Source organism: Citricoccus sp., from assembly GCF_032154715.1.
Taxonomy (GTDB): Bacteria; Actinomycetota; Actinomycetes; order Actinomycetales; family Micrococcaceae; genus Citricoccus.
Window position 1 is genome coordinate 1 of sequence record NZ_JALDXU010000083.1, and the last position, 14,677, is coordinate 14,677.

Here is a 14,677-nt window from a genome sequence, read left to right on the forward strand (position 1 = left end):
CGCCGTGAGCCCGTCAGCCGTCCCGTCGGCACACCACCCGGCCGCGCTGCCTGTGGTGGTGAGGGCCATCGTTCCGGCGCCGCGTGCTACGGAACGCGATCTCTGGGCGCTGGCGGCAGGCGTCGCCTTCGCTGCCGTGCTGCTCTCTCCCGTCCGCCACTACTTCAACGGCAAGGACAAGAACGAGGAGGACTCCTTCCCGCTGTCCACCTATCCGATGTTCTCCGACGACCGCAAGGACCGGACCCGGATCCCGCACGTGGCTGGATTCACCGCCGACGGCGAGCGGATCGTCCCGCACTACAGCCACTTCGGCGCTGGCGGGCTGAACCAGGTCCGCAAGCAGATCACCCGTATGGTCCGCCAGGGCCGCGCGGTGGAGGTCGCTCAGCGGTATGCCGACGCCCTGGCTGAGCAGCAGCGACGAACCGCGGGGCAGGGCACGGGCCCTGCCGCCCGGCGGCGGCGCAAGGAGACCGGCATCGTCCGGGTGGAGATTGTGCGGTCGCGCTATTTCTTCGACACCTACTTTGCCGGAAACACCACACCGCAGATGGAGACCGTCCATGCCCGGGCCGACGTCGGCGGGACCGCGACGGCCGTGTCCGAGACCCGGCATGACGGCGCTCAGGATGCACAGGGGCCGCCCACCGGCCCCATGGCCCGCTCCGAGTTGGGCAACGTCCCGCCGCGTCCGCTCGGCACGGGCAACACCGCCGGCGACTACGTCACCGAGAACACCCTCCAATCGGCACCCCCGAGCGCACACCAGATCCCGCACCAGACCCCGCACCAGACCGCAACCGAGCAGGAGGCCACACCGTGACCAGCGCCGACCACCCCTTCCCTTCCTTCTCATCGCCGGCGTTCCAGAAGGCCGTCGACCTGTTGCGGCCCGCGGCGCAGCCGATCCGCCCCGCGGTGCTGAGGGTGGCCACCGGAATCTTCTCAGCCGCCCACAACATCAGGAGGCGGGCCATGTTCCGAACCCTCCACGCCCAGGACGCCTCCCAATTCACCCCGGTGGGAGTGGTCAGGATCCTCAAGCGACCCCTGCCGCCGCGGGTGGCGAACGGGATCTTCGATGCGGCCCAGGCAGTGAACATCGCCGCCACCGTAGGCGTGGGCCACCGGATCACCGGACCGCTCAATGCGGCGCTGCAGCTGTGGACCATCAGTTACCGCAACTCCTGGACCATGCTGCTGCACAGCGACAATATGCTCACGATGCACCAGATGGTCCTGGGCACCACGCGGTCCGCGGACGCCCTCAGCGTCGACTCCTTGCTCCGGGAGCGGACCCTCTTTCCCCAGCGCTACGAACGTGCCTATGGGGCGGTGCCCACTGCCATGAACGTGGCGACCGTGGCCGTGTACTTCATCTCCGGCATGGCGAAGGTCCGCGGTCCGCTCGGTCTGAAGTGGGCCCGGGGAGACGTGCTGCGCGGCCAGATCGCCGTGGACGGGATGCGCAAGGATCTCTTCGGCTCCCCGAAGCCGGAGGCAGGGGCGGCGCTGTATCAGCAGAAGGAGTTGTTCACGGTGATGGCGATCGTGTCCCTGGCCGTGGAGCTCGGAGCGCCCCTGTCCCTGACCAACCGTCGCCTGGGGCGGGTGTTCGCCGCAGGCGCGTGGGGCATGCATGTGGGCATCCGCATCATCATGGGGATCAAGTTCAAATACAACATCTCCGGGGTGTCCTATCTGCCTTACTTCCCGATGGGTCCTCAACTTCCCCGCTGAGGGCCCGAGGGGAGAAAAAGCCTGGAGTGATGTGAAACACCCGCTTCGGGGACATTGTCTATGAAGATAGTCATCAGCTGTAACGCCCCGGAAACACGCGGGATTACGGGACGAGTGACTAAGTTACGGGATGGTAACGATTGAGCTCGAGGCCGACTATTCAATGTTGCTTTCGCATGTTGCAGGGCTATTCTCGTGCACACCTTGTGGTGTTGCTCACCCACCGGAGCTGAAGTGCAAAACGGTTTCAGCGCCGGAATCGGACCGGCCCTCCCACCCCAACCGGGTCGGATCGGGAGCACTCCACGTCTCGCACCTGTTTGAATGGAGACGCTTTGATGAAATACACAAAGCTTTCTGCCGCTGCTGCTCTTCTGGCCAGCTCGGCGCTCGTCCTGTCCGCCTGCGCGCCGGGTGGCCCGGCCGAGAACGAAGAATCCGGCACCGCCGCCCCTGAGGGCGGCAATGGTGAGGTGATGACCGGCGAGGCCGGCAACAAGCTCACCGCCGAACCCGAAGGCTCCGGACTGGCGGACCTCGGCGACATCGAGACCCAGGAAGGCTCGATCTCCTACTCGGTGGGCGAGGACGAGTTCATCTCCTACAACGGCATGACTCCGGAGACGTACTCCACGTACAACTCCGCCATCACCGAGCGGATGACCCAGAGCTTCTACTACTTCGGCACTGACGGGACCATCTATCCCAACGAAGCACTGGGATCGTACGAGAAGATCTCAGACGATCCGCTCCAGGTGAAGTACACGATCCACGAGGACGCCGCCTGGTCCGACGGCACGCCGGTGACGGCCGCCGACTACATCTTCAAGTGGGGCTGGCAGAACCCGCGCATCGCCACCGGCGAAGGCGACGAGGCCGCGCCGCTGTTCAACGCCATCTCCCATACCCTCGGCGAATACGTTCCCGAGGCACCGGAGGGCGACCCTGCCGGCAAGGAATTCACCCTGACCTACGCAGAGCCGTATGCCGACTGGGAGATCATCATGGATACGGCGTTGCCGGCCCATGTGGTGGCCGAGCAGTCCGGCATGGGCATGGACGCCATGATCGAGGCCATTCAGAACGAGGACACCGAGGCGCTGGCCCCAGCCGCCGAGTTCTTCAACACCGGCTGGAACACCTCCCCGGGCACCTTGCCTGCCGAGGAGATCGCCCCGTCCATGGGTCCCTACAAGTTCAGCAGCTGGGAGCCGGGCCAGTCCGTCACCCTGGTGGCCAATGAGGAGTACTGGGGCACCCCGCCCGCCACCGAAGAGCTGGTCATCCGCTTCGCCGCGGCCGACACGCACGTGCAGGCCCTGCAGAACGGCGACCTGAACGTCATCGAGCCGCAGGCCACCGTGGACACCCTCGAGCAGTTGGAGGGCCTGGGCGACCAGATCGTCATCCAGCAGGACGCCTCCCTGACCTGGGAGCACGCGGACTTCAACTTCATGGAAGGCTCGCTGTTCGCGGACAACCGGGAGTTGCGTGAGGCCTTCGCCCTGTGCCTCCCTCGTCAGCAGATCGTGGACAACCTGATCAAGCCGCTGGATCCCGAGACGATCGTCATGAACGCCCGCGAGGTGTTCCCGTTCCAGGAGAGCTACCAGGAGGTCGTGGACGCCTCGTATGAGGGCCAGTATGACGAGGTCGACATCGAACGAGCGACGCAACTGGTCGAGGAATCCGGTGAGTCCAACCTGGACGTCCGGATCGGTTACAGCTCACCGAACCCGCGTCGTTCCGAGACCGTGGCCATGATCAAGTCCTCGTGCGACGAGGCGGGCTTCAATATCATCGACGCCGGCCACGCCGACTTCTTCGGTGTGGTCCAGCCTCAGGGCGACTACGAAGTGGCCCTGTTCGCCTGGGCCGGCTCCGGCCAGATCGCTTCCGGCCAGAACATCTACTCGACCGACGCTCCCCAGAACTACGGCCAGTACTCCAACCCTGAAGTGGATGAGGCCTGGAGCGCGCTGGCCGGCTCGGTGGACCCGGCGGTCCACGCCGAGCAGGTGAAGGTCATCGAGAAGCTCTTGTGGGACGACCTGTTCGGCATCCCGCTGTACGCCCACCCGGGGATCGTGGCCCACTCGGCCGACATCGCCAACGTCCGCAACACCGCCACGCAGACCGGCGCCGTGTGGAACGCAGAGCAGTGGGTCCGCGTCGAATGATCGCCTGACCTGATCAGTTCGCTGATCAACCGGCGCTGAATCGCCACCGATGGTGCACCACAGTTGGGGCCCGACCACATCCGGCCGGGCCTCAACTGTTCCATTGACCCGCTATGGATCTCCTCCCATGAACATCGCGTGTCCCATGACGATTCAGGCAGACCTCCTCGACCCCCTGGTACGGAAGGCAACGTTCTGTTGTGCTGAAATTCATCCTCCGCCGTTTCGGCAGCTCATTTTTGGTGTTGCTCGGGGCGTCGCTCCTGCTGTACGTGCTCACCATCAACTCCGGCGACCCCTTGGCCGACCTGCGGGAATCCAACGCGGACAACCGCGAATACCTCATCGAACAGCGCATCCTGTTCATGGACCTGGACCAGCCCTGGTATGCGCGCTATTGGGACTGGCTGACCGGAGTCGGTCAGTGCTTCATCGGTCAATGCGACCTCGGCACCAATCGATCCGGCCAGGAGGTCATCGACCTGTTGGGCCTGGCAGCCTCATCCACCCTCCGGCTCGTGGTGCTGGCCACCGTCATCGCCATGGTCTTCGGTGTCCTCATCGGCATCCTGACCGCCATCCGGCAGTATTCCGGGATGGACTATGCGGTGACCTTCCTGACCTTCCTGTTCTTCTCCCTTCCGGTCTTCTGGGCCGCCGTGCTCCTGAAGGAGTACCTGGCCATCGGTTTCAACGACTGGCTGGCCAGTCCTGATCCCGGGTTCAGTTGGGCCACGATCATCGCCGTCGGCCTCATCCTGGGTCTCGCGCTGCAGGCCGTCCTCGCCGGAAACGTCCGACGCCGGCTGTTCACCTTCCTGGGTACCTTCGCCTTCACCTGTGTCGCCCTTCCCTACCTGGATTGGCTGAATTTCGCTCGCTATCCACAGATGCCTCCCGTGGTGCTCTTCCTGGTCGGAGTTGCAGCCGCCGTCGGCGCCACTGCCTTGGGCGCCGGTTTGAAGAACCGCCGCGTGCTCTACGCGGGCCTGGTCACGGCCGGCCTCGGCCTCGTGGCCTACTACGCCACCTACAACCTCCTGTGGGACCCGAACTGGCTGATCCTCTTCGTCCTCGCGGTTGTGGCGATTGGCCTCGCCGTGCTCATCGGGCGCCTGATGGGCGGGTATTCCAAGGGCGCAGCCACCCTGGTCTCGGTGTTCACCGCGGTTGTCATGGGCGGATTGACCATCGTGGGGCACCTCTTCCGCTCCTGGCCGGGCTATTTGGACATCGTGGGGCGCCCCATCGCGACGATCGGCTCGCAGACGCCGAACTTCACGGGCACTTTCTGGGAGGACTTCCTGGACAAGGGCACTCAATTGCTGCTGCCGACCATCGTGCTGACCCTGATCTCCCTGGCCAGCTATTCGCGGTACACACGGGCCTCGATGCTCGAGGTCAGCCAGCAGGACTACATCCGCACCGCCCGCGCCAAGGGGCTGAACGAGCGGCAGGTCATCCTCAAGCACGCCTTCCGCAACTCCCTGATCCCGATCACGACGATCATGGCCTTCGACTTCGCCGGACTCATCGGTGGCGCGGTGATCACCGAGCAGGTCTTCGGCTGGCAGGGCATGGGCAACCTCTTCCGCGTGGGCCTGGAACAGGTGGACCCCGCCCCCGTCATGGCCTTCTTCCTGGTCACGGGCACCGCTGCGGTACTCTTCAACCTGCTGGCCGACATCCTGTATGCCGTCCTCGACCCCCGGATTCGAGTGTGAGTCGCATGAGCAACGAGAACGGGACCCCCCGCAATGAGAATGGACCCTCCCAGCAGGCCGTAGACCTGGCCAACCTGGCCGAGGTAGAGGACGCCAAGCTACGCCAGCAGACCGGGAAGTCCTTCAGCCAGGGCCAGCTGGTCAGGCGGCGTTTCCGCCACCACAAGGCCGCCATGATCTCCGCCGTCTTCCTGGTGTTGATCTTCCTCCTGGCCTTCACCTCCATCGGCTATGCCGGCATCCCCGGCTGGTGGGACAAGGACTATGCGGCAACCGGCGCGACGGTGAACGGCGGTGTCCCCACCCTGTCCGTGGTGCCCGAGTGGCTGGGAGGCGAGGGCATCCGCTGGGGGGAGCACCCCTTCGGCCAGGTCACCACCGGCAACGACTTCTTCGCATTGGTGATGCGCGGCACCCAGCAGTCGCTGATCATCGCCATCGTCGTGGGCATTGTCTCCACCGTCATCGGCTCCGTGGTCGGCGCCCTCGCCGGCTACTTCCGCGGCTGGATCGATGCGGTGCTGATGCGGGCGACCGACCTGGTCATCGTCATCCCGCTGCTGGTGCTGGCCGCCGTCCTCGGCCAGATGTCGTCGGGGCTCGGCGGCGGGATCATCCCGCTGGCGCTGGTGCTGGGCCTGGTCACGTGGACTTCGCTGGCCCGCCTCGTCCGCGGCGAAGTGCTGTCCCTGCGAGAGAAGGAATTCGTGGCCGCAGCCGTGGCCATGGGCGCCAAGCCCGGACGCGTGATCCTGCGGCACCTGCTGCCCAACACCATCGGGGTGATCGTCGTCAACGCCACGTTCGCCATCGCGGCGGCCATCCTGCTGGAGACCTCGCTGTCCTTCCTCGGCTTCGGCGTCCGTCCCCCGGACTCCTCGCTGGGGCTGCTCATCAGCCAGTATCAGAGCGCATTCACCACGAGGCCCTGGCTGTTCTGGTGGCCGGGCATGTTCATCCTGGCGATCGCCCTGTCCGTGAACTTCATCGGTGACGGCCTCCGGGACGCCTTCGATCCGCGTCAAGGATCCCGCGGCAGGAAGCGTGGGTTCCTCGGATTCTCCGGACGCGACAAGGCTCTCAACAAGACAACAGGATCCACCGCGGGGCCGGGTGGCAAGGATGTCCCGGGCCAGCCCATCAACGGATCGGGCCTCGGCGGACTAATGGGCGGAAGCGGGATAGGAAACCCATGACCATCTTCGGACGCAAGAGGAACAAGAACGACCAGCATGACCAGAGTGCCGGGGCCGCCGCGCCCGACGGTTCTGAGCAGGTCGGACAGGTCGAGCAGGCGGGGAAGGCGGTCCGGGGCACCGGCGGTGCGCGGCCGGCGTCGGGCACCTCCCCGGCCACGGGCTCGTTGGGTCTGGTGCAACGCCACCCCGACCGCGACGGCAGGCCGATCCTGTCCTTTCAGGACGTCTCCGTCACCTTCAACACCGAGTTCGGTGACGTCAACGCCGTCAAGAGTGTCAGCTTCGACATCAAGCCCGGCGAGGTCGTGGCGCTGGTCGGCGAATCCGGCTCCGGCAAGTCCGTGACGTCGTCGACGGCCATGGGTCTGCTCCCGGCCAACGCGAGCGTCACCGGCACCGTCATGCTGGGGGACCGTGAGGTCACCAAACTGGACGCGAACGGTCTGCGCAAGATCCGCGGCCGCCACGCGGCCATGGTCTTCCAAGAGCCCATGACGGCGCTGAACCCGGTGCTGACGGTGGGTGACCAGCTCACCGAGTCGCTCAACGTGCACGGCATCGCCTACGGCACCGAGGCGGACCGGCGGGCGGTGGAGCTGCTGGAGATGGTCGGGATTCCGGATGCGCAGCACCGGCTCAAGCAGTACCCGCACCAGTTCTCCGGTGGCCAGCGCCAGCGCATCGTCATCGCGATGGCCATCAGCTGCTCGCCCGAGGTCATCATCGCGGACGAGCCGACCACGGCCCTCGATGTGACCGTGCAGGCGGAGATCCTCGAACTGCTGCGCTCGCTGAAGGACCAGCTGAACACCGGCATCCTCCTCATCACCCACAACATGGGCGTGGTCGCGGACATGGCAGACCGGGTCTGCGTGATGCTGCGCGGGGAGCTTGTGGAGTCCGGAGAGGTCCACCAGGTCATGCAGAACCCCCAGCACCCGTACACGGAGCGACTGCTCGGCTCCGTGCCGAGACTGGGTGCCGAACTGGGCGTGGCGGAGCCTTCGCCGGTGACCTCCACGCAGACCACCGCGGTCTACGCGATCGAGGCGCAGGGCCTGTGCATCGAGTACGACCACCGGGGCAAGAAGAACCGCGTGGTTCATGACATCGACTTCACGGTGGCCCCAGGGGAGATTCTCGGGCTCGTGGGCGAGTCCGGTTCCGGCAAGTCCACGATCGCCAAGTCGGTCCTCGGCCTGTTGCCCGTGGCGTCTGGGTCTCTCAAGATCCACGGCAGCGACCTCACCCGGCTCGCCGGGAAGGATGCGCGCGCGCTGCGGAAGCGGATCGGCGTGGTCTTCCAGGATCCGGCGGCCTCGCTGGACCCGAGGTTCCCGATCGGCGATGTCATCACCGAACCGATGGTCATCCACAACGTCGGCAACCGTCAGACGCGACTGGACCGCGCCTACGAGTTGCTGGACGCGGTGAAACTGCCGCGCTCGGTGGTCAACCGATTCCCCCACGAGCTCTCGGGTGGCCAGCGCCAGCGCATCTCCATCGCCCGCGCCCTGACCCTGGACCCGGAGGTGCTGATCGCGGATGAGCCGACGTCCGCCCTCGATGTCTCCGTGCAGGCCGCGGTCCTGGACATGTTCGCCGAGCTGCAGTCCCGCTACGAGTTCGCCTGCCTGTTCGTCTCGCACGACCTGGCGGTGGTGGACATGCTGGCGCACCGGGTCCTCGTCCTCAAGGACGGCCGCCAGGTGGAGCAGGGGCCGACGCAGGAGGTCCTCCACCATCCGACCCAGGAGTACACCCGGCGACTGCTCTCGGCCGCCCCCGTGCCGGATCCCGATGAACAGCTGACCAAGCGCACTGAGCGCCGTCAGTTGCTCGAGTCCCTCGGGGAACGCCCGTACTGACGCCTCGACCATCAGGCTACGGGCGGGATGCACGGTGACCCGTGCGGATGCACAGTGACCCGTCCCTCCGGTTGACTCGATGCGGGGTGCGGGGTGCGGGGTGCGGGGTGCGGGGGCGGGGCGACAGGCCGCTGTGCGGGAGATCTCGGTCCCGGGCTGTGAGTGCGGCGAGGCGGGTCGGTCCGGGGCGTGTCCGAAGGGATTGGCTCGGTCCCGTATAATCGGACGGGGCCCTTGACGGCTAACAACCTCTTGGTGCCCGCCAGCCCGCCGCCCTCGATGAACAGGCACCCCTATGACTGAAACCCTCACTCAGCGCACCGACCTCCGCAACGTCGCCATCGTGGCCCACGTGGACCACGGCAAGACCACCTTGGTGGATGCGATGCTGCGCCAGGCCGGCGCCTTCTCCAGCCACGGCGAGGTGGAGGACCGGGTGATGGATTCCGGCGAGCTGGAACGCGAGAAGGGCATCACGATCCTCGCCAAGAACACCACCGTGTTCTACTCGGGCCCCTCCGCCCAGGGCGAGACCGTCACCTTCAATGTCATCGACACCCCCGGCCACGCCGACTTCGGTGGCGAGGTCGAGCGCGGACTGTCCATGGTGGACGGCGTCGTGCTGCTCGTGGACGCCTCCGAGGGGCCCCTGCCGCAGACCCGCTTCGTGCTCCGCAAGGCCCTGGCCGCCAAGCTTCCCGTGATCCTCGTGGTCAACAAGACCGACCGCCCCGACGCCCGCATCGACGGTGTGGTCTCCGACTCCATGGACCTGCTGCTGGGTCTGGCCTCGGACCTCTCCGACGAGGTCGATGACCTGGACCTGGACTCCGTGCTGAACCTGCCGATCGTCTACGCCTCCGGCAAGGCCGGCAAGGCATCCCTGGATCAGCCGGCCGACGGTGGACTGCCGGACAGCGAAGACCTGGAGCCGCTGTTCGCCACCATCATGGAGCACATCCCGGCCCCGACCTACACCGAGGGCGAGGTCCTGCAGGCGCACGTCACCAACCTGGACGCCTCCCCGTTCCTGGGCCGACTGGCCCTGCTGCGCATCTTCAACGGCACCCTGAAGAAGGGCCAGCAGGTCGCCTGGGCCCGCCAGGACGGCCAGTTGAAGAACGTGAAAATCACCGAGCTGCTCGGCACCAAGGGCCTGTCCCGGGCGCCGATCGACTCGGCCGGCCCGGGTGAGATCGTGGCCGTCGCCGGCATCGAGGACATCATGATCGGCGAGACCCTCACGGACGCCGAGAACCCGAAGCCGCTGCCGCTGATCACCGTGGACGATCCGGCGATCTCCATGACCATCGGCATCAACACCTCCCCGATGGCCGGCCGCGTCAAGAACGCCAAGGTCACCGCACGCCAGGTCAAGGACCGTCTGGACGCCGAGCTCATCGGCAACGTCTCCCTCAAGGTCCTGCCGACAGAGCGTCCCGACGCCTGGGAGGTCCAGGGCCGCGGTGAGCTGGCATTGGCCATCCTGGTGGAGCAGATGCGCCGTGAGGGCTTCGAGCTGACCGTGGGCAAGCCGCAGGTGGTCACCAAGACCATCGACGGCAAGGTGCACGAGCCGATGGAGCTGATGACCATCGACACCCCCGAGGAGTTCATGGGGCCGATCACCCAGCTGATGGCCGCCCGCAAGGGCCGTATGACCGAGATGAAGAACCAGGGCACCGGCTGGATCCGCATGGAGTTCAACGTGCCGGCCCGGGGCCTGATCGGCTTCCGCACGCAGTTCCTCACGGACACCCGCGGTGCCGGCATCGCCTCCTCCTACGCCAACGGCTTCGAGCCCTGGGCCGGTCCGATCGAGTACCGGGACAAGGGCTCCCTCATGGCGGACCGTTCGGGCACCGCCACGCCGTTCGCCATGATCAACCTGCAGGAGCGGGGCACGTTCTTCGTCCAGCCGGGTGCCGAGGTGTACGAGGGCATGATCGTCGGGGAGAACTCCCGCGCCGACGACATGGACGTCAACATCACCAAGGAGAAGAAGCTCACCAACATGCGTGCGGCCTCCTCCGACTCCTTCGAGGGCCTGACCCCGCCGAAGAGGCTCACCCTGGAGGAGTCACTCGAGTTCGCCCGCGAGGACGAGTGCGTGGAGATCACGCCCGAGGAGATCCGCATCCGCAAGCTCATCCTGGACGCCGGGGAGCGCAGCAAGGCCGCTCGCGCCCGTGCCCGCTCCTGATCTGCGGGACCACCAGCAGGGTCCGACGCCGGCCGGGCAGTCCCCGGCCGGCGTCGGCTCGCGCTCGGGTTCGGAACGGAACACCCGCTCGGCCCGGCGACGCGGCTGGGTGCCGCTGCTGGCCGCGGTCCTGATCGGGGCCGGCGTCGGGATCCTCGGGACCGTGTTGCACCTGCACTTCAGCTGGATCGGCGGCACCACCACCGAGGAGGGCGCCTGGGTCCTGCCCTGGGGCGCCGTGCTGGCCTTGCTGCTCGTGGCCTCCGCCCAGCTCTGGTGGACCCTGAGGACCTCGCTGGCCTGGACCGGGGGAGTGGTCGCCATCGCGGCATTCACCACGGCCATGGTCATGGGGAACTGGCCGGGCCTGGACACCTTCGCCGTGGCGGCCAATGACTACACCTTCGAGGTGGTGCCCGGCCCGGCCATCGCCGGGACCGTGTGGATCTGGGGCATCCCGGTCGTGGCCATCATCACGATGCTGTCAGCCCAGCCTCTCCTGCGCCACCCCGTGGCACGGGACTAGACTGAACCCAGAATCCCAGGCCCGGTGATGTCCGGGCCCCATTCCGACCCCCTGGAAGGTGGACGGTTCCACGTGACGTACGTCATTGCCCTGCCGTGTGTGGATGTCAAGGACAAGGCCTGCATCGAAGAATGCCCGGTCGACTGCATCTACGAAGGTGAGCGGATGTTGTACATCCACCCCGACGAGTGCGTGGACTGCGGCGCCTGTGAGCCCGTGTGCCCGGTCGAGGCCATCTACTACGAGGATGACACCCCGGATGAGTGGGCCGACTACTACAAGGCCAATGTCGAATTCTTCGACGACCTCGGCTCCCCGGGCGGCGCGGCGAAGATGGGCCTGATCCCCAAGGACCATGAGCTGATCACCGCTCTGCCGCCGCAGCCGATGCCAGAAGGCCTCTGACGGCTCCGGCCTGACGAACCGATCCTGAGCTGAACCCGTGCTGACGCTGCCCGAATACCCCTGGGAATCCCTGGCGCCCTACCGCGCCACCGCCGCGGCCCACCCCGGTGGGATCGCCGACCTGTCCATCGGCACGCCCGTGGACAGCACCCCCGCGCTCGTCCAGGACGCCCTCGCGGCGGCCGCCGACGCGCACGGCTATCCGACCACGCAGGGCACGGCCGAGCTGCGCGAGGCCGTTGTCGCCTGGTTCGCCCGTCGCCGCGGGGTTCCCGGGCTGGACCCGCAGGCTGTCATCCCCACCGTGGGCTCCAAGGAGTTCATCGCCTGGCTGCCACTCCTGCTGGGTCTGGGCCCCGGCGACGTGGTGGTCCGGCCCTCCGTGGCCTACCCCACGTATGACATCGGTGCCCTGCTCGTGGGCGCCACCGCCGTGGCCGCGGACTCGCTCGAGGAGCTGGACGCGGCCACTCGCGCCCGCGTCAGGCTGGTCTGGACCAACTCCCCGGCCAACCCCACCGGGAAGGTGGCCTCGGTCGAGGAGCTGCGGGCCGTCGTCGCGCAGGCCCGTGAGGTGGGTGCCGTGGTGGCCGGTGATGAATGCTATGCCGAGCTCGGCTGGGGCACCTGGGACCGCGGCGACGGCGTGGGCCGGGAGGACCGTGTGGGCGGCGGGAACCAGCAGGACGGGCTCACCGCCACGGTGCCCTGCATCCTCTCGCCTGAGGTGTCCGGCGGCGACCACACGAACCTGCTCAGCGTCTACTCGCTGTCCAAGCAGTCCAACCTGGCGGGTTACCGTGCCGCGTTCGCCGCCGGTGATGCCGCCCTGGTGTCCACCCTGGTCAACAGCCGCAAGCACGCCGGCATGATCGTGCCGATGCCGGTTCAGGCCGCCATGACGGCAGCCCTCGGGGACGATGCCCACGTGCAGGAGCAGAAGGACCGGTACCGGGCCCGGCGCGCCCTGCTCAAGGATGCGCTCGAGGCCGCCGGCCTCGTGGTGGACCACTCCGAGGCCGGCCTGTATCTGTGGACCCGGGACGGCCGGCGGACTCGCGACGGCCTGGGGGCCGTGACTGGGGCTCCCACCGAGCAGGACAGCTGGAACCTGGTCGGCGAGCTCGCCGAGTCGGGCATCCTGGTCGGCCCCGGCACCTTCTACGGCTCGGCCGGAAACGGTTACGTGCGCGTGGCGCTGACCGCGACCGACGACGCGGTGGCGCGGGCGGCTGACCGACTGCGCTCCTGGCGCTGACCTGCGGTCTCGGCGGCCGGCCCCTCCAGGGGCGGAACCAGGACCGCCGCCGGGGTCCATCGTCGTCACCGATTCCGTGTCTGGGTCCCCGTCTTGATAGCGTTGACCTGGATTGGACCACCCCCACTACCCATGGTCGCCGTCCCAGGAGGATGGTTCCCGGTGGTTCGCACACTGAACAACTCATGAGGGAGCACCCATGACCGAAAACACTTCAGCTCAGCTGTCCGTTGACGGCACGATCGTCGAGCTGGGCCGCGAGAAGGCCACCATCGGCAACGACGGTCTGAACATCGGACCACTGCTGAAGGACACCGGTCAGGTCACCTATGACCCCGGCTTCATGAACACGGCCAACGCCAAGTCGGCCATCACCTACATCGACGGCGACGAGGGCGTGCTGCGCTACCGCGGCTACCCGATCGATCAGCTGGCCCAGAACTCCTCCTTCCTCGAGGTGGCCTATCTGCTGATCTACGGCGAGCTGCCGACCGGAGACCAGCTGGGCGCCTGGGATCAGGAGATCCGCCGCCACACCATGCTGCACGAGGACCTCAAGGGCTTCTTCTCAGGCTTCCCCCGGGATGCGCACCCCATGCCGGTGCTGTCCTCGGCCGTGTCCGCACTCTCCACCTTCTACCCGGACTCGCTGGACCCGTTCGACGAGGAACAGGTCCACATCTCCACCATCCGGCTGATGGCCAAGCTGCCGGTCATCGCGTCCTACGCGTTCAAGAAGTCCATCGGCCAGCCGATGCTCTACCCGGACAACTCCCTGAACCTGGTGGAGAACTTCCTGCGGCAGTGCTTCGGCGTCCCCGCCGAGCCGTACGAGCTCGATCCGGATATGGTCAAGGCCCTGGACCTGCTGCTCATCCTGCACGCGGACCACGAGCAGAACTGCTCCACCTCCACGGTCCGCCTGGTGGGCTCCTCCCACGCCAACATGTTCGCGTCCATCTCGGCCGGCATCAACGCGCTCTACGGCCCGCTGCACGGCGGCGCCAACGAGGCCGTGCTGAACATGCTGCGCTCCATCAAGTCGGACGGCGTCAAGCCCGAGGACTTCATGGAGAAGGTCAAGAACAAGGAGGACGGGGTGAAGCTCATGGGCTTCGGCCACCGCGTCTACAAGAACTACGATCCGCGCGCGAAGATCGTCAAGCAGACCGCGCATGACATCCTCGGCAAGCTCGGCGGCAACGACCAGCTGCTGGACATCGCCATGCGTCTCGAGGAAAAGGCACTCGCGGACGACTACTTCATCGAGCGCCGTCTCTACCCGAACGTCGACTTCTACACCGGCCTGATCTACAAGGCCATGGGCTTCCCCGAGAAGATGTTCACCCCGCTGTTCGCGCTCGGCCGCCTGCCCGGCTGGATCGCCCAGTGGCGTGAGCTCATCGAGGACCCGGCGACCAAGATCGGCCGCCCCCGCCAGGTCTACACCGGCCACGAGCTGCGGGAGTACCCGACCCGCTGAACCAGCGGCGTCCTCGCAGGTCTCGGGCGCTCTCAGCTGCGCACCGGGGCCCAGCGGTTCACCGAAGGCCCAGCACTTAACCCGCCGA

11 protein-coding genes are annotated in these 14,677 nt (G+C 66.9%); all 11 read left to right on the forward strand.

What is annotated here, in order from left to right; translation table 11 throughout:
* Positions 1 to 826 (forward strand): hypothetical protein (locus RUH65_RS12400; protein ID WP_313817787.1); only part of this gene is annotated, 826 nt, incomplete at its 5' end.
* Complete coding sequence (locus RUH65_RS12405) at positions 823 to 1,743, forward strand: hypothetical protein (protein WP_313817788.1); 921 nt, start codon at positions 823 to 825, stop codon at positions 1,741 to 1,743. The genes RUH65_RS12400 and RUH65_RS12405, both read left to right, overlap by 4 nt.
* A 338-nt stretch (positions 1,744 to 2,081) precedes the next feature.
* Positions 2,082 to 3,923, forward strand: a complete 1,842-nt coding sequence (locus tag RUH65_RS12410; protein ID WP_313817789.1) for an ABC transporter family substrate-binding protein — start codon at positions 2,082 to 2,084, stop codon at positions 3,921 to 3,923.
* A gap of 200 nt (positions 3,924 to 4,123) precedes the next feature.
* Positions 4,124 to 5,647 (forward strand): ABC transporter permease, encoded by a 1,524-nt coding sequence (locus RUH65_RS12415; protein WP_313817791.1) that lies wholly within the window; start codon positions 4,124 to 4,126, stop codon positions 5,645 to 5,647.
* A gap of 5 nt (positions 5,648 to 5,652) precedes the next feature.
* Positions 5,653 to 6,843 (forward strand): ABC transporter permease, encoded by a 1,191-nt coding sequence (locus tag RUH65_RS12420; RefSeq protein ID WP_313817793.1) that lies wholly within the window; start codon positions 5,653 to 5,655, stop codon positions 6,841 to 6,843.
* Entirely contained in the window at positions 6,840 to 8,714 is a 1,875-nt protein-coding gene (locus tag RUH65_RS12425) for an ABC transporter ATP-binding protein (RefSeq protein ID WP_313817794.1), read from the forward strand. Before RUH65_RS12420 ends, RUH65_RS12425 begins: the two co-directional genes overlap by 4 nt.
* Before the next feature lie 295 nt (positions 8,715 to 9,009).
* Positions 9,010 to 10,917 (forward strand): translational GTPase TypA, encoded by a 1,908-nt coding sequence (gene typA / locus RUH65_RS12430; RefSeq protein ID WP_313817795.1) that lies wholly within the window; start codon positions 9,010 to 9,012, stop codon positions 10,915 to 10,917.
* Entirely contained in the window at positions 10,904 to 11,443 is a 540-nt protein-coding gene (locus RUH65_RS12435; RefSeq protein WP_313817796.1) for a hypothetical protein, read from the forward strand. Before typA ends, RUH65_RS12435 begins: the two co-directional genes overlap by 14 nt.
* 72 nt (positions 11,444 to 11,515) lie before the next feature.
* Positions 11,516 to 11,848, forward strand: coding sequence for a ferredoxin (gene fdxA / locus RUH65_RS12440; RefSeq protein WP_159551716.1), 333 nt, complete (start codon positions 11,516 to 11,518; stop codon positions 11,846 to 11,848).
* Between the two features lie 37 nt (positions 11,849 to 11,885).
* Entirely contained in the window at positions 11,886 to 13,106 is a 1,221-nt protein-coding gene (gene dapC / locus RUH65_RS12445; RefSeq protein ID WP_313817797.1) for a succinyldiaminopimelate transaminase, read from the forward strand.
* 199 nt (positions 13,107 to 13,305) lie between these two features.
* Positions 13,306 to 14,589 (forward strand): citrate synthase, encoded by a 1,284-nt coding sequence (locus RUH65_RS12450; protein ID WP_313817798.1) that lies wholly within the window; start codon positions 13,306 to 13,308, stop codon positions 14,587 to 14,589.
* The last annotated feature ends 88 nt before the right edge of the window (positions 14,590 to 14,677 follow it).